At 64.9% G+C, this 23,247-nt stretch carries 19 protein-coding genes and 1 pseudogene; 9 read left to right on the forward strand and 11 right to left on the reverse strand.

The genetic code is table 11. The annotated features are described in order from the left end of the window. The first annotated feature begins 70 nt into the window (after positions 1 to 70). Genes WBB14_RS11315 through WBB14_RS11325 form a run of 3 tightly spaced genes read left to right on the forward strand, consistent with a single transcriptional unit; the run spans position 71 to position 2,947 of the window. Positions 71 to 1,189, forward strand: a complete 1,119-nt coding sequence (locus tag WBB14_RS11315) for a Re/Si-specific NAD(P)(+) transhydrogenase subunit alpha (protein WP_424239906.1) — start codon at positions 71 to 73, stop codon at positions 1,187 to 1,189. A 4-nt stretch (positions 1,190 to 1,193) separates the two neighbouring features. Continuing rightward, positions 1,194 to 1,511, forward strand: a complete 318-nt coding sequence (locus WBB14_RS11320) for an NAD(P) transhydrogenase subunit alpha (RefSeq protein WP_013392581.1) — start codon at positions 1,194 to 1,196, stop codon at positions 1,509 to 1,511. Next, a complete protein-coding gene (locus tag WBB14_RS11325) occupies positions 1,508 to 2,947 on the forward strand; it encodes an NAD(P)(+) transhydrogenase (Re/Si-specific) subunit beta (protein ID WP_424239907.1) in 1,440 nt (479 codons plus the stop codon). The genes WBB14_RS11320 and WBB14_RS11325 overlap by 4 nt, the downstream gene beginning before the upstream one ends. Positions 2,948 to 2,983: 36 nt before the next feature. Here WBB14_RS11325 and glcF read toward each other — a convergent pair whose 3' ends face one another. The 6 genes from glcF to tldD all read right to left on the reverse strand — a co-directional run bounded on the left by glcF (position 2,984) and on the right by tldD (position 11,356). After that, positions 2,984 to 4,228, reverse strand: coding sequence for a glycolate oxidase subunit GlcF (gene glcF / locus WBB14_RS11330; protein WP_424239908.1), 1,245 nt, complete (start codon positions 4,226 to 4,228; stop codon positions 2,984 to 2,986). A 6-nt stretch (positions 4,229 to 4,234) separates the two neighbouring features. Continuing rightward, positions 4,235 to 5,341, reverse strand: coding sequence for a glycolate oxidase subunit GlcE (gene glcE / locus WBB14_RS11335; protein ID WP_424239909.1), 1,107 nt, complete (start codon positions 5,339 to 5,341; stop codon positions 4,235 to 4,237). A gap of 11 nt (positions 5,342 to 5,352) precedes the next feature. Continuing rightward, positions 5,353 to 6,852, reverse strand: a complete 1,500-nt coding sequence (locus WBB14_RS11340; protein ID WP_424239910.1) for an FAD-linked oxidase C-terminal domain-containing protein — start codon at positions 6,850 to 6,852, stop codon at positions 5,353 to 5,355. A gap of 204 nt (positions 6,853 to 7,056) precedes the next feature. Further along, on the reverse strand, positions 7,057 to 8,466 hold the full coding sequence (locus WBB14_RS11345) for an FAD-binding oxidoreductase (RefSeq protein ID WP_424239911.1): 1,410 nt from the start codon (positions 8,464 to 8,466) through the stop codon (positions 7,057 to 7,059). A gap of 101 nt (positions 8,467 to 8,567) precedes the next feature. Next, positions 8,568 to 9,641 (reverse strand): 3-deoxy-7-phosphoheptulonate synthase AroG, encoded by a 1,074-nt coding sequence (gene aroG, locus WBB14_RS11350; RefSeq protein ID WP_173143121.1) that lies wholly within the window; start codon positions 9,639 to 9,641, stop codon positions 8,568 to 8,570. Between the two features lie 254 nt (positions 9,642 to 9,895). Continuing rightward, on the reverse strand, positions 9,896 to 11,356 hold the full coding sequence (gene tldD, locus WBB14_RS11355; RefSeq protein WP_013392574.1) for a metalloprotease TldD: 1,461 nt from the start codon (positions 11,354 to 11,356) through the stop codon (positions 9,896 to 9,898). An 804-nt stretch (positions 11,357 to 12,160) separates the two neighbouring features. Between tldD and WBB14_RS11360 the strand changes: the two genes are divergently transcribed. Then, a complete protein-coding gene (locus WBB14_RS11360; RefSeq protein ID WP_013392573.1) occupies positions 12,161 to 12,544 on the forward strand; it encodes an H-NS family nucleoid-associated regulatory protein in 384 nt (127 codons plus the stop codon). 88 nt (positions 12,545 to 12,632) lie between these two features. Here the strand turns inward: WBB14_RS11360 and WBB14_RS11365 are convergent, their stop codons facing one another. Further along, positions 12,633 to 13,271, reverse strand: a complete 639-nt coding sequence (locus tag WBB14_RS11365) for a DUF4136 domain-containing protein (protein WP_424239912.1) — start codon at positions 13,269 to 13,271, stop codon at positions 12,633 to 12,635. Between the two features lie 149 nt (positions 13,272 to 13,420). Between WBB14_RS11365 and pepN the strand changes: the two genes are divergently transcribed. Both pepN and WBB14_RS11375 read left to right on the forward strand, forming a co-directional pair. Then, positions 13,421 to 16,126, forward strand: coding sequence for an aminopeptidase N (gene pepN / locus WBB14_RS11370; protein WP_424239913.1), 2,706 nt, complete (start codon positions 13,421 to 13,423; stop codon positions 16,124 to 16,126). A gap of 9 nt (positions 16,127 to 16,135) precedes the next feature. Continuing rightward, the gene (locus WBB14_RS11375; RefSeq protein WP_424239914.1) at positions 16,136 to 17,158 is read left to right on the forward strand and encodes a class 1 fructose-bisphosphatase; all 1,023 of its coding nucleotides are present in this window, start codon (positions 16,136 to 16,138) and stop codon (positions 17,156 to 17,158) included. A gap of 85 nt (positions 17,159 to 17,243) precedes the next feature. Here the strand turns inward: WBB14_RS11375 and WBB14_RS11380 are convergent, their stop codons facing one another. The 4 genes from WBB14_RS11380 to alaC form a co-directional block, all read right to left on the reverse strand. Then, positions 17,244 to 17,465, reverse strand: coding sequence for a YgdI/YgdR family lipoprotein (locus WBB14_RS11380; RefSeq protein WP_088139350.1), 222 nt, complete (start codon positions 17,463 to 17,465; stop codon positions 17,244 to 17,246). Positions 17,466 to 17,643: 178 nt separating this feature from the next. Continuing rightward, the gene (gene thrC / locus WBB14_RS11385) at positions 17,644 to 19,053 is read right to left on the reverse strand and encodes a threonine synthase (protein ID WP_424239915.1); all 1,410 of its coding nucleotides are present in this window, start codon (positions 19,051 to 19,053) and stop codon (positions 17,644 to 17,646) included. Next, positions 19,050 to 20,354, reverse strand: coding sequence for a homoserine dehydrogenase (locus WBB14_RS11390; protein ID WP_424239920.1), 1,305 nt, complete (start codon positions 20,352 to 20,354; stop codon positions 19,050 to 19,052). Before WBB14_RS11390 ends, thrC begins: the two co-directional genes overlap by 4 nt. A 177-nt stretch (positions 20,355 to 20,531) precedes the next feature. Next, entirely contained in the window at positions 20,532 to 21,719 is a 1,188-nt protein-coding gene (alaC, locus tag WBB14_RS11395) for an alanine transaminase (RefSeq protein WP_056567313.1), read from the reverse strand. Positions 21,720 to 22,016: 297 nt separating this feature from the next. Here alaC and WBB14_RS11400 point away from each other — a divergent pair, with 297 nt between their 5' ends. The 3 genes and pseudogenes from WBB14_RS11400 to WBB14_RS11410 form a co-directional block, all read left to right on the forward strand. Next, complete coding sequence (locus tag WBB14_RS11400; RefSeq protein ID WP_424239916.1) at positions 22,017 to 22,478, forward strand: Mth938-like domain-containing protein; 462 nt, start codon at positions 22,017 to 22,019, stop codon at positions 22,476 to 22,478. Continuing rightward, the gene (locus WBB14_RS11405; protein ID WP_013392565.1) at positions 22,475 to 22,939 is read left to right on the forward strand and encodes a peroxiredoxin; all 465 of its coding nucleotides are present in this window, start codon (positions 22,475 to 22,477) and stop codon (positions 22,937 to 22,939) included. The genes WBB14_RS11400 and WBB14_RS11405 overlap by 4 nt, the downstream gene beginning before the upstream one ends. A gap of 60 nt (positions 22,940 to 22,999) precedes the next feature. After that, positions 23,000 to 23,247 (forward strand): annotated as a pseudogene (locus WBB14_RS11410) (PhoH family protein); the annotation flags it as partial.

Genomic DNA, 23,247 nt, shown 5'->3' on the forward strand with positions numbered 1-23,247 from the left:
ATACATCCGGGACACCTTTCCGCTCTGGTTACCGTGTATAACTATTGCCAATTAATGAGGAGAGGCGTAGATGCACATCGGGATACCAAAAGAAACCCGAGACGGGGAAACTCGTGTCGCAGCAACACCGGAGACCGTCAAGAAGTACATAGGCGGCAAACATACCGTCGTCGTGGAGCGCGGGGCAGGCACTGCCGCCCGCTATCTCGACGAGGCCTATGAGGCAGCGGGCGCCACGCTCGGCACCGCCCAGGATGCGCTGGGGGCGGAACTCGTCATGAAGGTGCGCGCGCCTTCTGCCGCGGAACTGCCCCAGATGAAATCCGGCGCCGTCGTGGTCGGCATGCTGGATCCCTTCGACGCGGAGGGCATTCAGCAAATGGCGGCTGCGGGACTCACCGGATTTGCGCTGGAGGCCGCGCCCCGCATCACGCGGGCGCAGAGCCTGGACGTGCTGTCTTCGCAGGCCAACCTGGCCGGCTACAAGGCCGTACTGCTGGCGGCGCACCACTATGGCCGCCTGATCCCCATGATGATGACCGCCGCGGGTACGCTGAAAGCAGCTCGCGCCGTCGTGCTGGGAACCGGCGTCGCCGGGTTGCAGGCCATCGCCACCGCCAAGCGGCTGGGCGCGGTGGTTGAAGCCTCGGACGTGCGCCCCGCCGCGCGCGAACAGGTGGAATCGCTGGGCGCCAAGTTCATCGACGTACCCTTCGAAACGGATGAAGAACGCGAAATCGCGCAAGGCACGGGCGGCTACGCCAGGCCCATGCCGCCCGCCTGGATGGCAAGGCAAGCGGCGCTCGTGTCCGAACGCTGCAAGCAGGCCGACATCGTCATCACCACGGCGTTGATCCCCGGCCGCCCGGCTCCCACGCTGGTGTCCGCGGAAACCGTCGCGGCCATGAAGCCGGGTTCGGTGCTGGTGGACCTGGCGGTCGAACGCGGCGGCAATTGCCCGCTGTCCGAAAAAGGCCTGGTCGTGGAAAAGCACGGCGTGACCCTCATCGGGCTGACCAACCTGCCCGGCCTGGTCGCGACCGACGCGTCGGCGCTGTATGCGCGCAACATCCAGGATTTCCTGAAGCTCATCATCAATGCGGACGGCGCGCTGGCAATCCAGCGCGACGACGAAATCGTCGCGGCCTGCCTGATGTGCGAAGGCGGCAACGTGGCGCGGAGGAACTAACAGCATGGAAGCGATCAACCCCACCCTGATGAACCTCATCATCTTCGTGCTGGCCATCTACGTCGGCTACCACGTCGTCTGGAACGTCACCCCCGCCCTGCACACGCCGCTGATGGCCGTCACCAACGCCATTTCCGCCATCATCATCGTGGGCGCCATGCTGGCGGCCGCGCTGACCGAAGGCGGACTGGCGCGCGGCATGGGCGTGTTCGCCGTGGCGCTGGCCGCGGTCAACGTGTTCGGCGGCTTTCTCGTGACCCGGCGCATGCTGGAGATGTTCAAGAAAAAGGACCGCAAGGCAGGCAAGGAGGAAGCGAAATGATCTCGCTGAACCTCGTCACCCTGCTGTACCTGATCGCCTCGATCTGCTTCATCCAGGCGCTCAAGGGCCTGTCGCATCCCACCACGTCGCGGCTGGGCAATGCGTTCGGCATGGCCGGCATGGCGATCGCCGTGCTGACCACGGCCGCGCTCATCGTCGGCCTGGCCCGCGAGGGCGCCTCTACCATCGGCCTGGGCTGGGTCGTGTTGGGGCTGCTGGTGGGCGGTTCCATCGGCACGCTGATGGCCAAGCGCGTCGAAATGACCAAGATGCCCGAGCTGGTCGCCTTCATGCACAGCATGATCGGCCTGGCCGCGGTCGCCATCGCGGTAGCCGTCGTGGCCGAGCCGCATGCCTTCGGCATCGTGCCCGTCGGCGTGCCCATCCCCACCGGCAACCGCTTCGAGTTGTTCATTGGCACCTTCGTCGGCGCCATCACCTTCTCGGGTTCGGTCATCGCCTTCGGCAAGCTGTCGGGCAAGTACAAGTTCCGCCTGTTCCAGGGCGCGCCGGTGGTGTTCTCGGGCCAGCACATGCTGAACCTGGCGCTGGCGCTGCTGATGCTGGGCTGCGGCATCTGGTTCATGCTGACGCAGGAATGGACGCCCTTCATCATCATGACGATCATCGCCTTCGTGCTGGGCGTGCTGATCATCATCCCGATCGGCGGCGCCGACATGCCGGTGGTCGTGTCCATGCTGAACAGCTATTCGGGCTGGGCGGCGGCCGGCATCGGCTTCTCGCTGAACAACCCCATGCTGATCATCGCCGGTTCGCTGGTGGGCTCGTCGGGCGCGATCCTGTCGTACATCATGTGCAAGGCGATGAACCGCTCGTTCTTCAACGTGATCCTGGGCGGCTTCGGCGGCCAGGCCGGCGCCGCCGCCGCGGCGGGCGATGCGCAGCAGCGCAGCGTCAAGTCGGGCAGCCCCGACGACGCGGCCTTCCTGATGACCAACGCCGAAAGCGTGACCATCGTTCCGGGCTATGGCCTGGCGGTGGCGCGCGCGCAGCACGCGCTGAAGGAACTGGCCGAAAAGCTCACCGAGCGTGGCGTGACGGTCAAGTACGCCATCCACCCGGTTGCCGGACGCATGCCCGGCCACATGAACGTGCTGCTGGCCGAGGCCGAAGTGCCCTACGACCAGGTCTTCGAAATGGAGGACATCAACAGCGAGTTCGGCCAGACCGACGTGGTGCTGGTGCTGGGCGCGAACGACGTGGTCAACCCAGCCGCGAAGAACGACCCGCAATCGCCCATCGCCGGCATGCCCATCCTCGAAGCCTACAAGGCCCGCACCGTGATCGTGAACAAGCGCTCCATGGCCTCGGGCTACGCGGGCCTGGACAACGAGCTCTTCTACATGGACCGCACGATGATGGTTTTCGGCGACGCCAAGAAGGTGCTGGAAGACATGGTCAAGGCCGTGGAGTAAAGCGCCCGGCGCCGGATGCCGCCAGGCGTCCGGCGCCTACGCGCCGCGCTGGCCCACCGGCTGGCGCAACTGCTCATCCACCACTTCCACCCAATGCCGCACGGGCGTATCGGTGCCGCTTTGCAAGTGGCCGATGCAGCCGATGTTGGCGGACAGGATCACATCCGGCCCGCCCGCGGCGATGGCGCCCAGCTTGCGGTCGCGCAGCTCCAGCGCAATTTCCGGATTCAGCACCGAATAGGCGCCCGCCGAACCGCAGCACAGGTGCGTGTCGGCGAACGGCTGCAGGGCGAAACCCAGATCCGCCAGCAGTTGTTCCGACAGCGGCCGCAGCCCCTGCCAATGCTGCAGCGTGCACGGCGGATGAAAGGCCGCGCGAGTTCCCGCGGGCAACCGCGAGCGCAATTGCGCCGCATGCGGCGCGACGATCTCGGCCACGTCCTTCACCAGCGCCACGATGTGCGCGGCTTTTTGCGCGTAGGCCGGATCGTGCCGCAAGTGATGCGCATATTCCTTGACCATGGCGCCGCAGCCGGACGCGTTCATGACGATGGCCTCGACCTTCCCGTCCTGCAGCAGCGGCCACCAGGCGTCGACATTGGCGCGCATCTGCGCCAGCGCGTCGTCCTGGGCATCCAGATGGAAACTTGCCGCGCCGCAGCAGCCGGCGCCAGGCGCGATGCGCGCGCCTATGCCGACCGCGTCCAGGACGCGGATGGTGGCCGCATCGATGGTCGGCATCATGGCGGGCTGCACGCAGCCCGCCAGCATCAATACCTGCCGCGCATGGCCGGCCACCTGCGGCAGCGGCCCCGCCGCGCGGCGCTCCGGCACCTTGCGCTTGAGCGCCTCGGGCAACATGCCGCGCACAGCCTGCCCCAGCCGCATTGCAGGCGCGAACAGCGGCGACAGCATGGTCTTGCGCAGCAAGGTGCGCTTGGTCTTGTCGGCCCAGCTGCGCGGCACCCGCTCCTCGACGATCTTGCGGCCGATATCCACCAGATGGCCATACTGGACGCCGGACGGGCAAGTGGTCTCGCAATTGCGGCAGGTCAGGCAACGGTCCAGGTGCTGCTGCGTGGACTGCGTGGGCTCGGCGCCCTCCAGCACCTGCTTGATCAGGTAGATACGACCGCGCGGGCTGTCCAGCTCATCGCCTAGCACCTGATAGGTCGGACAGGTCGCGGTGCAGAATCCGCAGTGCACGCAACGCCGCAGGATGGCGTCGGCCTCCTTGCCCAGATCGGTATCGCGTGCCCAGGACGCCAGATTGGTTTGCATGATGCCCTATAGATCCAGGACCAGGCGGCCGGGGTTGAACAGGCCGGCCGGATCAAGTTCTTGTTTGAGGCGGCGCGTGATCGAAGCGATCCCGGGCGCCAGCGGATGGAATACGCCGTCGGCCGGAGGCCGGCCCTGCCCGGTGCGGAACAGCGTGGCGTGGCCGCCCAGCCGCTCCGCGGTCTCGCGCAGCGCGGCGGCGTCGTGCTCGCCCGACAGCCAGCGCTGGCCTCCGCCCCATTCCAGCAAGGCAGGCCCCAGCCCGAGAGCGGCGGCAGTAGGCGGCAGCGCCAGGCGCCACAAGGGCCGGCCCGGTGCGAAGAAGGCGTGGGTCTGCTCGCGCAGCGATCGCCACCAGGCCAGCGCCGCTTCAGGCGCCAGCGGCGTTCCGCCTATCAGTTGGCGGGCGCTGGCGATCGCGGGCGGCGCGCCCGACAGGCGCACGGCCATCTGGCCTTCGCCGCCCCCGTTGCCGCCGCTCCAGCTGGTGGCCGAGATCGGCAAAGGCTTGCCGCGCCACAAGGCGAAGCTGGCCAACGCCTGTGCCTCGGTGGCGGGCAGCGTCAGGGTGACCTCATCCATTGGCCGCGGCACGACCTTCAAGGACACTTCAAGTATGGCGCCGAAGATGCCGTGCGAACCGGCCAGGAGGCGCGACACATCGTAGCCCGCCACGTTCTTCATGACCTCGCCGCCGAACGAGAGGATGCGGCCCTCCGAATCCAATAATTGCGCGCCCAGGACGAAATCCTTGAGCGCGCCGGCGCTCATGCGGCGCGGGCCCGACAGCCCCGCCGCCACGCATCCGCCCACCGTGGCGGAGGTCGAGAAATGCGGCGGCTCAAAGGCCAGCATCTGCCCATGTTCCGCCAACGCGGCTTCAAGTTCGGCCAGCGGCGTACCCGCCCGCACCGTCACCACGAGCTCCGAAGGGTGGTAGCTGACGATGCCGCGATAGGGCGTCATGTCCAGCAGGCAGTGGCCGTCCTGCGGCGTCACCGGACGGTAGTTGCCATAGAACGCCTTGCTGCCGCCGCCCATCACAAACAGAGGTTTGTGACCGGCACGGGCCGTCATGACCTGGTCGCACAATTCCGACAGGACGAAATCCATGAGGACAGGTCCTAGAAACGGGCGAGATCGGGGAAGCGCAATTCTCCCGCATGGACATGCATCTTGCCGTATTCGGCGCAGCGGGCCAGCGTGGGGATCACCTTTTCAGGATTGAGCAGGCAGGGCGGATCGAAGGCCCGCTTTACCGCCAGGAACGCGTCGAGTTCTTCGCGAGAGAATTGCACGCACATTTGATTTATTTTCTCCATACCCACCCCGTGCTCTCCGGTCACGGTCCCTCCTACCTGCACGCACAGCTCAAGAATGGCGGCACCGAATTTCTCGGCGCGCTCCACTTCGTCCGGCTTGTTCGAATCGAACAGGATCAACGGATGCAGGTTGCCGTCGCCCGCGTGAAAGACGTTGGCGCAGCGCAGGCTGAACTCGTCTTCCATCTGTTCGATGGCGCCCAGCACGCGCGCCAGATGGCGGCGCGGTATCGTGCCGTCCATGCAATAGTAATCGGGCGACACCCGGCCCGCTGCCGGGAACGCGTTCTTGCGGCCGGCCCAGAACTTCAGGCGCTCGGCCTCCGAGGACGAGACCTGGCAACGCGTGGCGCCCGCCGCGCGGAACACCGCCTCCATGCGCGCGATCTCGTGCGCGACCTCTTCGGGCGTGCCATCCGATTCGCACAGCAGGATGGCTTGCGCATCCATGTCGTAGCCGGCGCGCACAAAGGGTTCGACCATGTGCGTGGCGCGGCGGTCCATCATCTCGAGGCCCGCCGGTATCATGCCGGCGGCGATCACCTGCGTGACCGCATTGCCCGCTGCTTCCACGCTGGAGAAGCTAGCCATGACCACCTGCGCGCAGGCCGGCTTGGGGATCAGCTTGACCGTCACTTCCGTGACCACGCCCAGCATGCCTTCCGAACCAATGAAGACCGACAGCAGATCCAGGCCCGGCGCATCCGGCGCCTCGGAACCGAGTTCGACCACATCGCCATCGATGGTCACGACCCGCACGCGCAACACGTTGTGCACCGTCAGCCCGTACTTCAGGCAATGCACGCCGCCGGAGTTCTCCGCCACGTTGCCGCCGATGGAACAGGCGATCTGGCTGGAAGGATCGGGCGCGTAGTACAGCCCGTAAGGCGCGGCCGCCTCCGAAATCGCCAGATTGCGCACCCCGGGCTGCACGATGGCCGTGGCGCTGGCCAGGTCGATGTGCTTGATGCGATTGAATTTCGACAAGCCCAGCAACACGCCGCGGCTGTGCGGCATGGCGCCTCCGGACAAGCCGGTGCCGGCGCCGCGCGCAACCACGGGAGCATTCAGACGTTTGCAGATGCGCATCACGGCCTGCACCTGCTCTTCCGTTTCGGGCAGGGCAACGACCGCAGGCAGGGCGCGATAGAGAGAGAGGCCGTCGCACTCGTAGGGACGCGTATCCTCTTCGCGGAACAACACGCAGTGCGCGGGCAACACGGCCGACAACGCCTCGATGAGCTGCTGCAAGGAATAAGGCGCCTGCACTTGTGCCAGGCCGGTTTCGACCAATGAATTCATGAGCGCAACAATAGCGCGAGCGCCCGTCACTAGCAGACCGGGATTTACCCGCATCCGTGCACCCGACGCGCACCAGATAAGTAACCAGCCGTAATTACAGCCCTCGCGTGGGCGGCGCCCGCCTCGCGGGTCCCGGCCAACGGCAAGAAAAAAGCCGACGGCATGCCGTCGGCTTCGGATATCGGCGGCGCTGCCGCAACAGGCTTACCAGGATACGATCTTGCCCGGATTGAGAATGTTGTTCGGATCAAATGCGTGCTTCAGGCTGCGCATCAGATCCAGGGCGTCCTCGCCATGCTCTTCGGCCATGAACTGCATTTTGTGCAGGCCCACGCCGTGCTCGCCCGTGCAAGTGCCGTCGACCGCGATCGCGCGGCGCACCAGGTTGTGGTTGATGGTTTCGGATTCTTCCCATTCCTTGGCGTTGTCCGCATCGAGCAGCATCAGCACATGGAAGTTGCCGTCGCCAACGTGGCCCACGATCGTGTAGGGGAAGCTGGCGCGGTCGAGTTCTTCGACCGTATCGCGCACGCAATCGGCCAGGCGCGAGATCGGCACGCAGACGTCGGTGGTGCTGGCGCGGCAGCCGGGACGCAGTTGCAGGCCGGCAAAATAGGCGTTGTGGCGGGCGGTCCACAGGCGGCTGCGATCCTCGGGACGCTCGGCCCATTCGAAGTCCATGCCGCCATGGTCCGCCGTGATCGCCTGCACGGTTTCGGCCTGCTCCTGCACGCCGGCGGGACTGCCGTGGAATTCGAACACCAGCAGCGGCGTTTCGCGCAGGGTCAGCTTGCTGTGCAGGTTCACCGCGCGCACGCTGGCCGCGTCCATGAATTCGACGCGGGCGATTGGCACGCCCATCTGGATGATTTCGATCACGCTCTGCACGGCCGAATCCAGCGTGGGGAAATTGCAGACCGCGGCGGACACGGCTTCAGGCTGCGGATACAGGCGCACCGTCACTTCGGTGATGATGCCCAGCGTGCCTTCGCTGCCCACGAAGATGCGCGTCAGGTCGTAGCCCGCCGAGGACTTGCGGGCGCGGCCCGCGGTGCGGACGATGCGCCCGTCCGCCGTCACCACGGTCAGCGACATGACGTTCTCGCGCATGGTGCCGTAGCGCACGGCGTTGGTGCCGGAAGCGCGCGTGGCCGCCATGCCGCCCAGGCTGGCATCGGCGCCCGGATCGATCGGGAAGAACAGGCCGGTGTCGCGGATTTCCTCGTTGAGCTGCTTGCGCAGCACGCCCGCCTGCACGGTGGCGGTCAGGTCCTCGGCGTTGACCGCCAGCACCTTGTTCATCTGCGACAGGTCCAGGCTGATGCCGCCCTGGATCGCCAGGATGTGGCCTTCGAGCGAAGAGCCGGCGCCGTAGGGGATCAAGGGAACGCGATGCTGGTTGCACAGCTTGGCGATCTCGGCGACTTCCTCGGTCGTGTGCGCGAAAACCACGGCGTCCGGCGGCATGGCCGGATAGGGAGATTCATCGCGGCCATGGTGGTCGCGCATGGCGGTGGATTCGGACAGGCGATCGCCAAAGCGCGCGCGCAAGGCATCCAGACAGGCGGCCGGCACCGGACGGCGCAACGTTTCAGCGTGCAAGGGAGCGTTCATGGTCAGCGTGATCTCGGGTTCGTTAACCTGATCATTCTACGCCGCCGCGCCCGCAGCGCCGCAAACCGCCAGGCGCTGGCGATCCGCGGCGCGACCAGGACTTACTTGCCCGAAGTCAGGGCGACCCGGCGGCGTTCGCGCACGGCATGGGCCAGGCGCTCGAGCACGGCGACGGAGGCGTCCCAATCGATGCAGCCGTCGGTGATGCTCTGGCCGTAGACCAGCGGCGTGCCCGGCACCATGTCCTGGCGACCGCCCAACAGGTGGCTTTCGACCATGACGCCCACCAGGCGGCTGTCGCCTGCCTCCATCTGGCGCGCCACGTCGTCGATGACCTGCGGCTGGTTCTCGGGCTTCTTGCTGCTGTTGGCATGGCTGGCGTCGATCATGATGCGTTGCGCCAGGCCGGCCTTGGACATGTCCTGGCAGGCCGCGTCGACGCTGGCCGCATCGTAGTTCGGCGTCTTGCCGCCGCGCAGGATGACGTGGCAGTCCTCGTTGCCGGCCGTCGACACGATGGCGGAATGCCCGCCCTTGGTGACCGACAGGAAATGGTGCGGCTGCGACGCCGCCTTGATCGCGTCCACCGCGATCTTGACGTTGCCGTCGGTGCCATTCTTGAACCCCACCGGACACGACAATCCCGAAGCCAGCTCGCGATGCACCTGGCTTTCCGTCGTCCGAGCCCCGATCGCCCCCCAGGAGACCAGATCCGCGATGTACTGCGGCGTAATCATGTCCAGGAACTCGCAACCCGCCGGCAGTCCCAGGCTGTTGATGTCCAGCAGCAGTTCGCGGGCGACGCGCACGCCCTTGTTGATGTCGAAACTGCCGTCCAGGTCCGGATCATTGATCAAGCCCTTCCAGCCCACGGTGGTGCGCGGCTTCTCGAAGTACACGCGCATCACGATTTCCAGGTCCGCGCTCAGGCGGTCGCGCACGGGCTTCAGACGCTTCGCATATTCGATGGCCGCGCGGGTGTCATGGATGGAGCAAGGACCGATCACGACGATCATCCGGTCATCCATGCCATGCAGGATGCGGTGCATCCCCTGGCGGGCGGCGAACACGGTGTCGGACGCCTCCTTGGTGCAAGCGAACTCGCGCATGACATGCGCGGGCGGGTTCAGCTCTTTGATTTCTCGAATGCGAAGGTCGTCGGTATTGTGTGACACGGTACTGCTCCTGGGTTGCCCGCCACGGGGATGTTCCCGAGGTGGTTTCCTCAACTGGCGGCGCAAAAAAAGCCGCCAGTTCGCTGGCGGCTTTTTTGGGGGGATTCTTTCCAAACTTCAGATTGAGCGCGTCCCTTCCTCCGCCAGCGGCTTCAGAAAACCATAAAAATAAAAATAAAAAGCGGGGGACGCGAATTTCATGGGGATTGACTCTAGCACAAATTTCCCGGGCCGTCACCCGGGTTTTTTCAGAATCAGGCCGTGCCGCCGACCGTCAGGCCTTCCATGCGGACCGTGGGCATGCCCACGCCCACAGGCACGCTCTGCCCGTCCTTGCCGCAGGTGCCGACGCCGGAATCCAGCTGCAGGTCATTGCCGATCATGGTGACGCGGTTCATGGCGTCCGGACCGTTGCCGATCAGGGTGGCGCCCTTGACCGGGTAGGTCACCTTGCCGTTTTCGATCATGTAGGCCTCGGACGCGGAGAACACGAACTTGCCGTTGGTGATGTCGACCTGGCCGCCGCCGAAGTTGACCGCGTACAGCCCGCGCTTGACGGACGACACGATTTCCTCGGCCGGCTTGTCGCCCGCCAGCATGTAGGTATTGGTCATGCGCGGCATGGGCAGATGCGCAAACGATTCGCGGCGGCCGTTGCCGGTGGCGGCGGTCTTCATGAGGCGCGCGTTCAGGGTGTCCTGCATGTAGCCGCGCAGGATGCCGTCTTCGATCAGCACGTTGCGCTGGGTGGCATTGCCTTCATCGTCGATGTTGAGCGAGCCGCGGCGATCCGGGATCGTACCGTCGTCCACCACGGTCACCCCCTTGGAGGCCACGCGCTCGCCGATGCGGCCGGAGAACACACTGGAGCCCTTACGGTTGAAATCGCCCTCCAGCCCGTGGCCGACGGCCTCGTGCAGCAGGATGCCGGGCCAGCCGGAACCCAGCACGACGGTCATTTCACCGGCCGGCGCCGGGCGCGCTTCCAGGTTCACCATGGCTTCGTGCACTGCACGCTCGACGTAGCCTTGCAGCATTTCGTCGGTGAAATAGGCCAGGCCCAGTCGGCCGCCGCCGCCGGCGTGGCCCATCTCGCGGCGCCCATTGCGTTCGGCGATGACGGTCAGCGACAGGCGCACCAGCGGACGCACGTCGGCGGCCAGGCGGCCGTCGCTGCCGGCCACCAGCACCACGTCGTATTCGGCGCCCAGGCCCGCCATGACCTGGATCACGTGCGGATCGCGCGCGCGCGCCATGCGCTCCACGCGTTCCAGTAGCGCAACTTTTTCCGGGGCGCTCAGCGTGGCCACCGGATCGATGTCGGCGTACAGGCTGCGGCCGATCTCGGCCTCGACCTGCGCCGCCACCTTTACCTTGCCGGCGCCGCGGCGCGCGATGCCGCGCACGGCGTGCGCGGACGACAGCAGCGCTTCGGGCGACAGCGAATCCGAATAGGCGAAGGCGGTTTTTTCGCCGCTCACGGCCCGCACCCCGACCCCCTGGCTGATCGAAAAACTGCCCGTTTTGACGATGCCCTCTTCCAGGCTCCAGCCTTCGCTGCGCGTGTACTGGAAATACAAATCGGCGTAGTCGACCTTGTGGGTAAAGATCTCACCCAGCGCGCGCGCCATGTCCGCCTCGGTCAGCCCCCAGGGGTCGAGCAGGAGGGATTTGGCGGTGGCGAGGGAAGCAATGGCGGGATCGATGATTTTCATGGGGCTCTGTACAGGAGGCGGCGGCGCGCAGGCGCGCGCTCGCGGTGATACTCGAGATCATATCGTAACGCTGGCGCGGCCCTGCCGTCGCGGAACGTTCCGGCGCAGAGGCATTCCGCGGGGAACACGCTGGCGGCGAAAAATGCCACCGGCATTAAGTCCATGGAGAATGGGATGGGGCCGGAATATTACGTATCAAGCCGGGCTGGCGGGCTCAAGCAATGTTCGATACGCCCCTTTTTCCCGGTTCCCAGAGGGCATGGGCGGCGTGCAGGCATATAGATCTCCCATAACTCGGGCGCACGCGCAAACTCGTCATACAACTTGACATGAAAATGAAATGTGCCAAAGGGACGACTTGGCGCACAGTGCAGGATGGCATCAGACCAAGCCACGTGAATATGTGACCACAAGACAATTCATTCGTTCCCGCGCATAGCGTCATCGGACCTCTGCCCGCGCCGGACGAGCGGCCTGCACGAGCGGTGGCGACAGGCCGAGAGCCCCGTATTTGCGCGCTCTGCGAGACAAACGACGCAGATGCAAGGGCGCACCGACTCATTTGTCCGCCTCGTGAACCAATACCCCTATTGTTTCAAGTTGTCCCAAATTCGAGAATATCCTTCCCAATCCTTGGCGCATTACAAGCATTTCCAGATCGAAAATCGGTATCGGACTCTTTTGATACAAAGTAATTGCCGCGAAAACCGGGAAGTCAAGCCACAACTTCTGTATTATGCGAGGCACAACAATTACACATAACTTCGCCGGCGATTACAGCAGTTCCATAATCAGGAATAAACCATGGCCCGAGAATCCTACGCAGCACTGCAAGCAAAGATCGAAAAGGAAATCAACAAGCTCCAAAAGAAGGCTGAAGTCCTGCAAACCAAGCGCCGCAAGCCGGTGATCACGCAGATCATCACGTCGATGCGCGAGTACGAAATCACGCCTGAAGAAATCATCGCAGCCTATGGCGCCGGCAAGCCCGCCCGCGCCGCCACTGGCGGCCGCCGCAAGGCCGGCGCTGCTGCCCGTCCGGCCAACGCCGCCAAACGCGCCGTTGCGCCCAAGTACCGTCATCCTCAAACAGGGGAAACGTGGAGCGGCCGTGGCAAGGCTCCCCGCTGGCTCGCCGCGGAAGAAGCCGCAGGCGCAACGCGCGACAGTTTTCTTATCAAAGAATAAGAACCTATTCGCCAGTAAGAAAAAAATCGGCGCACCATTTTGGTGCGCCGATTTTATTTAAATGCAGAACCGCAAAAGCCGCCGGAATTCACTGCACCGGGAAGCGTATCTCGCGCTCCGCCCCATTATTGCCAGGGAAATTATCAAATATTGCGCGCACCAGGTACGGCATGGTCCGCAGGAAATCGTCCCGCTCACTCAATATGAATGCGCTGGAACGGTAAACCTCCGCGCCGCCGCGCTGCGTATCATAGATATGCAGGGTGAGGGTATTGCGCTGCACGGCCATGGGCACGTCCACCCAGTCCGGCCCCCAATAGCCGTAGCCGGCGCCCCAGGGCCGCGGCCCGTAGAAACCGCCATAGCCGTAACCACCGTAGAAATATGGGTCGTACGGACGCTGCACCATTATCTGGGTCTGCGTGGCGCCGTAGTTGAACGACACGTCGAATCGGCCTTTGGCTCCGGGCTTGGTTTCGACCAGGCCGGTTGCGCCTATGCCGGCCCGCACCATGTCCTGATAGGACTGATATTCGAGATTGTTGTTTTGCGACGCGTCCGCAGCAATGAATTGGTATGTCTGCCCCTCGACGCCCGTAGGCCATTGCTGAAAGGAAGTCACTCGCGCGGAAACCGTCGGAGCCGCGCAACCCGTCAGGGCGAGCGCCCCCGCCACCGCCAGCAGACCTGCCCAGCGGCGTGCATTGAACTTGGACAACCTCAACATTTTGCAACCCCTCCAGCGCGCGACGGCGCCATGATACTGACTTTGACTCGAACCGCTACAAAAAGTTTACGGTAAGCCAAAAGGCCCAGGGCGGCGCATCATGCCCAGCCACTACAATAGAGCCCTCGTTCATACAGGACTGCAATCCCATGCGCACAGACACGCCCGTAACCGTATATCGCAAGGATTACCAGCCCTACCCCTACGACATCCCCGAAGTCGCCCTCGCCTTCGACCTCGCGCCGGACGCGACCGAAGTGCGCTGCACGATGCAAGTGCAGCGCAAAGCGGGAGCCAGCGCCGACGCCGCCCTGGTCCTGGACGGAGAAGATCTGGAACTCGTCTCGGTAGGCGTGAATGGCGCGCCCCTGTCCGCCGACAGCTACCGCCTGTCCGAACACAGCCTGGCCCTTTACGGCCTGCCGCCCAGCGCCACGGTGGAGATCGTCAGCCGCTGCAAGCCCTCGGCCAATTCCACGCTGATGGGCCTGTACGTCTCGGGCGGGAACTTCTTCACCCAATGCGAAGCCGAGGGCTTTCGCCGCATCACCTGGTTTGCGGATCGGCCCGACGTGATGTCGCGTTACCGCGTGACCCTGCGCGCCCAGCCGGAATACCCGGTGCTGCTGTCCAACGGCAACCTGCTGGCCACGCGCCAATTGCCCGACGGCCGCAACGAAGTCGAATGGGAAGACCCTTTCCCCAAGCCCTGCTACCTGTTCGCGCTGGTCGCCGGCAAGCTCACCCATCGCGAAACCACCGTGAAGACCGCCAGCGGCCGCGACGTGCTGCTGCAGGTCTACAGCGACCCGGGCTCGGAGTCCAAGACCGAATGGGCGCTGGACTCCCTGGTGCGCGCGCTGCGCTGGGACGAAAACCGCTTCGGCCTGGAGCTGGACCTGGACCGCTTCATGATCGTGGCCGTCCATGACTTCAACATGGGCGCGATGGAAAACAAGGGTTTGAACATTTTCAACGCCGCCTACGTGCTGGCGGATGCGGATACGGCCACGGACGCCAACTACGAAGGCATCGAGTCCGTCATCGGCCACGAGTACTTCCACAACTGGACTGGCAACCGCGTCACTTGCCGCGACTGGTTCCAGCTGAGCCTGAAGGAAGGCCTGACCGTCTTCCGCGACCAGGAATTCAGCGCCGACATGATGGCCGACGGCATGGATGCCGCCGCGGCGGCAAGCGCCCGCGCGGTCAAGCGGATCGACGACGTGGTGGCGCTGCGCGCCGCCCAGTTCCCGGAAGATGCGGGCCCCATGGCTCACCCGATCCGGCCGGAAAGCTACCAGGAAATCGGCAATTTCTACACCGCCACCGTGTACGAGAAAGGCGCCGAGGTCATCCGCATGCAGCACACCCTGCTGGGCGAGGAAGGCTTTCGCGCCGGCATGGACGAGTACTTTCGCCGCCATGACGGCCAGGCCGTGACCTGCGACGACTTCGTCGCCGCCATGGAGGCGGTCTACGTGCGCCAACATCCGGACCGCGACCTGTCTGTGTTCCGCCGCTGGTACCGCCAGGCCGGCACGCCGCGCGTGGCCGTCAAGCTGGAGCACGACGTCGCCGCGCGCCGCTGCACCATGACGCTCACTCAGGAATGCCCGCCGGTCGGCGTGGAAAGAAAGGCCGGCTCCGACTACGTAAAGGCCCCCTTCCATATTCCCTTCGCCATCGGCCTGCTGGACCAGAACGGCCGCGCCCTGCCGCTGCGCCATGGCGGCCAGGTCGAGGAAACCGCGCTGCTGGAACTGACGCAGCAAAGCCAGCAATGGGTATTCGACGACATCGCCGAACGCCCCGTGCCGTCGCTGTTGCGCGACTTCTCGGCGCCCGTCATCGTCGACTACGGCTGGACCAACGAGGAACTTGCCCTGCTGTCGGCGCACGACAGCAACCCCTTCGCGCGCTGGGAAGCCGGCCAGGAATTCGCCACCCGCCAGATCCTGGCGCTGGCCGCAGCCCGCCAGGCCGGCAAGACCCTGCACGCCGAGGCCGCCTTCATCGACACCTGGCGCGCGCTGCTGACCGATCCGGCGCTTGACGCCGCCTATCGCGCCCGCGCCCTGGCCCTGCCGTCCGAAAAGACCCTGGCCGAACGCATGCAGCAGGTGGACCCGCCCGCCCTTGCGGTCGCGCGCGACTTCCTGCGCGCCGAACTCGGACGCCAGTTGGCCGCCGAATTCCGCCAGGCCTTCGAAGACAACCAGACGCCGGGCGAATACAGCCCGGCGCCGGTTCCGGCCGGCAAGCGCGCGCTGAAGAACCTGGCGCTCAGCCACCTGATGGCGGCGGGCGAACTCGACGCCCAGCGCCTGGCCGAACAGCAGTACGCCAAAGCGGGCAACATGACCGACAGCATGGCCGCGCTGTCCGCCCTGATCAATTTCGGCCAGGGCGAACTTCCGCAGACGGCGCTTGCCGCCTTCTACGACAAGTGGCGCGACAACGCGCTGGTGGTGGACAAATGGTTCGCCCTGCAGGCCGCGGCGCGCTCAACCACCGTGCAGACGGCGCGCGAGCTGATGCAGCATCCCGCATTCACCCTGCGCAATCCGAACCGCGCGCGCTCGCTGATCTTCCAGTTCTGCCTGAACAACGCGCGCGGCATGCATCATCCCGACGGCACGGGCTACGCCTTCTGGGCCGAGCAGGTGCTGGCGCTGGACGCCCTCAACCCCGAGATCGCTGCCCGTCTGGCGCGCGCGCTGGACAACTGGTCGCGCTTCGTGCCCGCCCTGCGTACGCCCATGCAGGCCGCCCTGCAGCGGGTGCGCGCGCACGAAGGCCTGTCGCGCAACGTGCAGGAAATCGTATCCAAGGCTTTAGAATTCGCAGCATAGGAGGTTCCTTTGAAACGCAAAACACTGACCCAATACCTGGTGGAGCAGCAGCGCTCCACCGAAGCCCTCGCGCCGGAAGTGCGGCTGCTCATCGAAGTGGTCGCGCGCGCCTGCAAGGCCATCAGCCATGCGGTGAGCAAGGGCGCGCTCGGCGGCGTCCTCGGCAGCCTGGAAAGCGAGAACGTCCAGGGCGAAGTGCAGAAGAAGCTGGACGTGCTGTCCAACGAGATCCTGCTGGAAGCCAATGAATGGGGTGGCCACCTGGCGGCCATGGCCTCGGAAGAGATGGAAACCATCCATCTGATCCCGAACCGCTACCCCAAGGGCGAATACCTGCTGCTGTTCGATCCCCTGGACGGCTCCTCGAACATCGACGTCAACGTCTCCATCGGCACCATCTTCTCGGTGCTGCACGCGCCGCACAACGTGTCGGGCGCGCCCGTGTGCGAACAGGACTTCCTGCAGCCGGGCGACAAGCAGGTCGTGGCCGGCTATGCCGTCTACGGTCCGCAAACCATGCTGGTGCTGACCATAGGCAATGGCGTGGTGGGCTTCACGCTGGATCGCGAAATGGGCTCGTGGGTGCTGACGCACGAGAACATCCGCGTACCGGAAGACACCAAGGAGTTCGCCATCAACATGTCGAACATGCGCCACTGGGCAGCCCCGGTCAAGCGCTACGTCGACGACTGCCTGGCCGGCACGACCGGTCCGCTGGGCAAGGATTACAACATGCGCTGGATCGCCTCCATGGTGGCGGACGTGCATCGCATCCTGACCCGCGGCGGCATCTTCATGTACCCCTGGGATGCCCGTGAACCGGGCAAGGCCGGCAAGCTGCGCCTGATGTACGAAGCCAACCCCATGAGCTTCCTGGTCGAACAGGCCGGCGGCGCCGCGATCAATGGCGTCCAGCGCATCATGGAGATCCAGCCCGACAAGCTGCACCAGCGCGTCAGCGTGGTCCTGGGCTCGAAGAACGAAGTCGACCGCGTCGGCCGCTACCACGCCGAAGAGGCTGCCAAGCAGTAATTCCGCTGGCGCTCCACGCAAACGAAAAAGCCCCGGCGCCTTGTGCGGCCGGGGCTTTTTCATTGACGGATTGCCGCGACGGCGGTCACTTCACTTGTTCGATGGACTTCACGTCGTCCTTGTTGATCTGGACCTTCTTGCCGTCCTTGTCGTACTCGTACATGCCCGAATCCTTGTCGTACTTGGGCGTATCCGGCGTCACGGTCGAGCTGCCGTCCCGCTGCTGAATGACCGACGGAGACGAGCATCCGGCCAGCACCCCGAATCCGGTCAGGGCCAGGGCGAGCGTCATGGTCTTCAGTTTCATGGGCGTGTTCTCCGAAAGTGAATCGTGAATTCACTGTATCTGACGCTGTCCCCTCATTCGTGACGGGTTGTGGTCAAAATGCATGCGAAGGTAATGCACCGGCCCGCCAAAATGCAAAAAACCCCTCGCAGGGCTAGCCTGCGAGGGGTTGCACACGCATACAAGACGCAAGCGGCCTTTACACCTTGGCGTTGGCCTCGATGAAGCGGCGCACGGCGGCCTGGTCGCAATCCATGATTTCCACGCGTTGCGGCAGGGATTCGAGATCGGCCAGATTGCCCGGCGGCGGGGCGGGACGGCCCAACGCCTCTTCGATGGTTTCCGAGAACTTCGCCGGCAAGGCGGTTTCCAGGACCAGCATCGGCACGCCGGGTTCGACGAAGTCTCGCGCGACCTTGACGCCATCGGCGGTGTGCGGATCGATCAGCACGCCGGTTTCGTCGTAGACCGAACGGATCGTCGCCAGGCGGTCTTCGTGCGAGCTCGCGCCCGACACGAAGCCATAGCGCTCCTCGAACTGCGGCTTCAGATCGGACAGGTCGAAAGACCCGTCGCGCGCCATGCCGGCCCACAGTTGCTTGACGCGAGCAGCGTCGCGGCCGACCAGGTCGAACACGAAGCGCTCGAAGTTCGAGGCGCGCGAAATGTCCATGGAGGGGCTGGAGGTGGCGTAGGTCTGCTCGGCGGGCCTCGGACGATAGACGCCGGTGCGGAAAAACTCTTCCAGCACGTTGTTCTCGTTCGTGGCCAGCACCAGGCGGCGGATCGGCAGGCCCATGCTGCGCGCAATGTGGCCGGACAGGATGTTGCCGAAATTGCCCGAGGGCACGGCGAACGAGACCTGCTCGCCGGCCTTGCTGGTGGCGCGCAGCCAGCCGTGGAAGTAATACACCACCTGGGCGGCGATGCGCGCCCAGTTGATGGAATTGACCGCGCCCAGGCGGTACTTGGTCTTGAACGCCAGATCGCCGGCCAAAGCCTTGACGATGTCCTGCGCTTCGTCGAACACCCCATGCACGGCGATGTTGTGGATGTTCTCGTCCTGCAGCGAGTACATCTGCGCGCGCTGGAAGGCGCTCATGCGGCCGTGGGGCGACAGCATGAACACCGCCACGCCCTGCTTGCCGCGCAAGGCGTATTCCGCCGCCGAACCCGTATCGCCGGAGGTGGCGCCCACGATGTTCAGGGTGGTGCCGCGCTTGGACAGCACGTATTCGAAGACCTGGCCCAGGAACTGCATGGCCATGTCCTTGAAGGCCAGCGTCGGCCCCTCGGACAGGCCCAGCAGCGACAAGCCGCCGTCCAGCGGACGCAGCGGAACGATGTCCTCGCTGTTGAAGATCTGCTGGGTGTAGGCTGCACGCGTCAGGCGGCGCAGATCGTCGGCCGGGATGTCGGTGGCGAACAGCGACAGCACTTCGAACGCCAGGTCGGCATACGGCAGGCCGCGCCAGGACTCCAGCGTTTCGGCCGAGACCTGGGGCAGTTGCTCCGGCACCGCCAGGCCGCCGTCCGGCGCCAGGCCTTCCAACAGGATGTCGGAGAATTCCATCGCGGCCATGCCGCCGCGGGTAGAGATGTATTTCATGTCAGGTTTTCCACGCGTAGGCGGGTTACCTTGGAACGCACGAACGGCAATGCTTCGATGCGTTCGATCGCCTGATTGACGTTGCCTTCGACCGCTTCGTGCGTCAGGAAGATGATGTCGGCGCCGCCGATGTGCGACGGCTGCTGGATCATCGACCCGATGGAGATGGAGCGGTCTGCCAGGATGCGGGCGATGTCGGCCAGCACGCCCGGCTGGTCGTCCACGCGCAGGCGCAGGTAGTACGAGGTGCTGACCTGCTCGATCGGCAGGATTGGCGTATCGGACATGGCGTCCGGCTGGAAAGCCAGGTGCGGCACGCGGTTGCCCGGGTCCGCGGTGTGCAGGCGGGTCACGTCGACCAGGTCCGCCACCACTGCCGAGGCGGTGGGCTCTTCGCCCGCGCCCTGGCCGTAGTACAGCGTGGGGCCGACGGCGTCGCCCTTGACCAGCACGGCGTTCATCGCGCCTTCGACGTTGGCAAGCAGCCGCTCGCCCGGCACCAGCGCCGGATGCACGCGCAATTCGATGCCATCGGGGCGGCGCTTGGTGATGCCCAGCAGCTTGATGCGGTAGCCCAGGCGCTCGGCATGCTCGATGTCTTCGGCAGCCAGCTGCGAAATGCCTTCAATGTAGGCGCGATCGAACTGGACCGGCACGCCGAAAGCCAGCGAAGCCAGCAGGGTCAGCTTGTGGGCCGCGTCCACGCCTTCCACGTCGAACGTGGGATCCGCTTCGGCGTAGCCCAGGCGCTGCGCCTCGGCCAGCACGTCGGCGAACGGCAGGCCGCGCGAGCGCATTTCGGATAGGATGAAGTTGGTGGTGCCGTTGATGATGCCGGCCACCCACTGGATGCGGTTAGCCGTCAGGCCTTCGCGGATCGCCTTGATGATGGGAATGCCGCCAGCGACAGCCGCCTCGAAGGTCACCATCACGCCGCGCTCGTGGGCCGCGGCGAAGATCTCGTTGCCATGCTTGGCCAGCAGCGCCTTGTTGGCGGTCACGACGTGCTTGCCGTTGGCGATGGCTTCCATCACCAACTCGAGCGCCAGCGTGTCGCCGCCGATCAGTTCGACGACGATGTCGATTTCAGGGTCGCGCACCAGCCCATGCACATCGGTATCGACCAGAATGGCGTCGCCCACGCGCGCGCGCGCCTTGGCCACGTCGCGCACGGCGGCGCGGGTCACTTCGATGCGGCGGCCGGCACGGCGCGCAATCTCTTCCGCGTTGCGCGACAGCACCGCCCAGGTGCCTCCGCCAACCACGCCCAGTCCGAGCAGGCCGACTTTCATGGGTTTCATCGCGGCGCCTTCTGCGGGCGGGCGTTGAGGGGAATTCATTTTCGGTTCTCCATAACTGCTGTGCAAGGAACACCATACTCGGCAGCACCAAACGCGGCCGCGCGGAGCCGGCTTCGCCGGTCCGCTGCGGCACCCCCTTGAGGGGGAAGCGCGCAGCGCTGCGGGGGTGGATCACCCCTACTTCAGCAATCCGTCCTTGCGGAACATGTCTTTGATGCCTCGCACCGCTTGCCGGGTGCGCTGCTCGTTTTCGATGAGAGCGAAGCGCACGTATTCGTCGCCATACTCGCCGAAGCCGATCCCGGGGGACACGGCCACCTTCGCATCCGACAGGACACGCTTGGCAAATTCCAAAGAGCCCATCGCCCTGTAGGGTTCGGGGATCTGCGCCCAGATGTACATGGACGCCTTGGGAATTTCCACATTCCAACCTGCTTCATGCAAGCCGCGCACGAGCACGTCGCGGCGGCTTTGGTACTGCGCCACGATTTCGTTCACGCAGTCCTGCGGGCCGTCCAGGGCGGCGATGGACGCCACCTGGATCGGCGTGAACGTGCCGTAGTCGTGATAGCTCTTGATACGCGCGAGCGCGTTGACCAGCTCGCGGTTGCCGACCATGTAGCCGATGCGCCAGCCCGCCATGTTGTAGCTCTTGCTCATCGTGAAGAACTCGACGGCGACGTCGCGCGCGCCGGGCACTTGCATGATGGACGGCGCCACATAGCCGTCGAAGGTGATGTCGGCGTAGGCCAGATCATGCACGACCAGGATGTCGTGCTCCTTGGCCAGCGCCACCACGCGTTCGAAGAACGACAGGTCGACGCACTGCGCGGTCGGGTTGCTGGGAAAGCCCAGCACCATCATTTTGGGCTTCGGGATGGATTCGCGCACGGCGCGCTCCAGTTCCTCGAAGAAATCCACGCCCGGCGTCATGCGCACGGAACGGATGTTGGCGCCGGCGATGACCGCGCCGTAGATGTGGATAGGATAGCTGGGGTTGGGCACCAGCACGGTGTCGCCGCGGTCCAACGTGGCCAGCATCAAGTGGGCCAGGCCTTCCTTCGAGCCGATGGTGACGATGGCTTCGGAATCCGGATCGAACTCGACCGCGTAGCGGCGCTGGTACCAGTCACAGATCGCCTTGCGCAGGCGCGGAATGCCCTTGGACACGGAATAGCCGTGCGTGGTCGGACGCGACGTGGCTTCCACCATCTTGTCGACGATGTGCTTGGGAGTCGCGCCGTCCGGATTGCCCATCGACATGTCGATGATGTCTTCGCCACGCCTACGCGCCGCCATCTTGAGCTCGCCGGTAATGTTGAAAACGTACGGGGGCAAACGCTCGATGCGGGAGAACTTCCTCATGATGGGAATCCTTAGGGGCGATGAAAGGGCAGAAAAACCAGGGCGCGGTCGCGCGAAGGGGAAAACGGGCTCAAAGCCGCGCCAGCTCACGATTGCAGCGCAGCAAAACCCTGTAATCTAGCGCAAGGACGCCTAGGCGGCAAATGGGAATAAAAAGGGGTCATTTTTCGACCCCGCGCTCAGGGGAAACCGCCCGCGCCGCGGACGCAGTCCGAGCCCCGTTCCCATAGGTGGATACTCTGCAACATGGCGTCATCCTGATGCGCTATTATCGGGAACATAAAGCTGGAGTTTTTATTGAAGCTGCATACCGATCCTGCGACGGCCGCTCTGAATACCGTCACCGCCTATGGTGATGGCTATATCGAGGTCAACCAGGTACGTTTTTCCTCCTCGGTCGCGTTCGGCCCCGAAGGCGAAGTGACCCACTGGCCCGTCGAGTCGCCGGCCGACATCACCCCCACTCTCTTGCGCCAGGCGGCCGGATTGTCCGAGCCCGTCCGCGACCCCATGGCCTTCCTGGACGAACCGGAAGCTGCCCCCAGCCGACCGGCGAATGCGCCGGAAGTGCTGCTGGTGGGTACGGGCGCGCGCCAACAGTTCCTGCGTCCCGACGTGCTGCGGCCCCTGCTGGCGGCCGGCATCGGCGTCGAGATCATGGACACGCACGCTGCCTCGCGCACCTACAACATCCTGATGGCAGAGGGCCGGCGCGTAGTCGTGGCCCTCATCCCCCCCAAAGGAGAATCCCAGAAATGACGCCGACCATAGGCAAGCCCGCCCCGCTGTTCACTGCTGAAAGCACCATAGGTCCGATCAGCCTCGAGCAGTGCCAAGGCCGCGCCGTGATCCTGTATTTCTACCCCAAGGACAATACCCCTGGCTGCACTACCGAAAGCCAGGATTTCCGCGACCTGAACGCCGAATTCCTGGCGGCCAGCGCGGTGGTCATCGGCATCTCGCGCGATTCGTTGAAGTCGCACGAGAACTTCAAGGCCAAGTATGAGCTTCCCTTCCCTCTGATCTCCGACGCCGACGAAACCGTCTGCAATCTGTTCGGCGTCATCAAGCAGAAGAATATGTATGGCAAACAGGTGCGCGGCATTGAACGCAGCACCTTCCTGATCGATGCCTATGGCGTGCTGGTGCAGGAGTGGCGCGGGGTGAAGGTCCCGGGCCACGCCAAGGAAGTCCTGCAGGCAGCAAAAAGCATCGGTTAGTCGCAGCACAGGTTTTACCCGTCAGGCGCTATAGCCGGCCCACACAGGAGAGTGACAAATATGCCGCTTCCGAAGTTGCCCACCCGTCCCGCAGCCATCCTGACCTTCCCCTCGGGCGAATCCGCCCGGGCGCAGGCCCGCAACACCAAGACCGCCGCTGCGCGGTCCAATACCCAGGCAGCCCTGGCCGAGGACGACGAGGACGAGCTGCTCGTGCAGCCCGAACTCGAAGGCCTCGCCGCCCCGGCCCGCAAGGCGCAGATTCCGGCGCCCGCCCGCCAGGTGCCGCCGCCGGCGCCAGCCGCTCC

The sequence above is a fragment of the Achromobacter sp. genome (assembly GCF_049647645.1).
Lineage (GTDB): Bacteria > Pseudomonadota > Gammaproteobacteria > Burkholderiales > Burkholderiaceae_B > Achromobacter.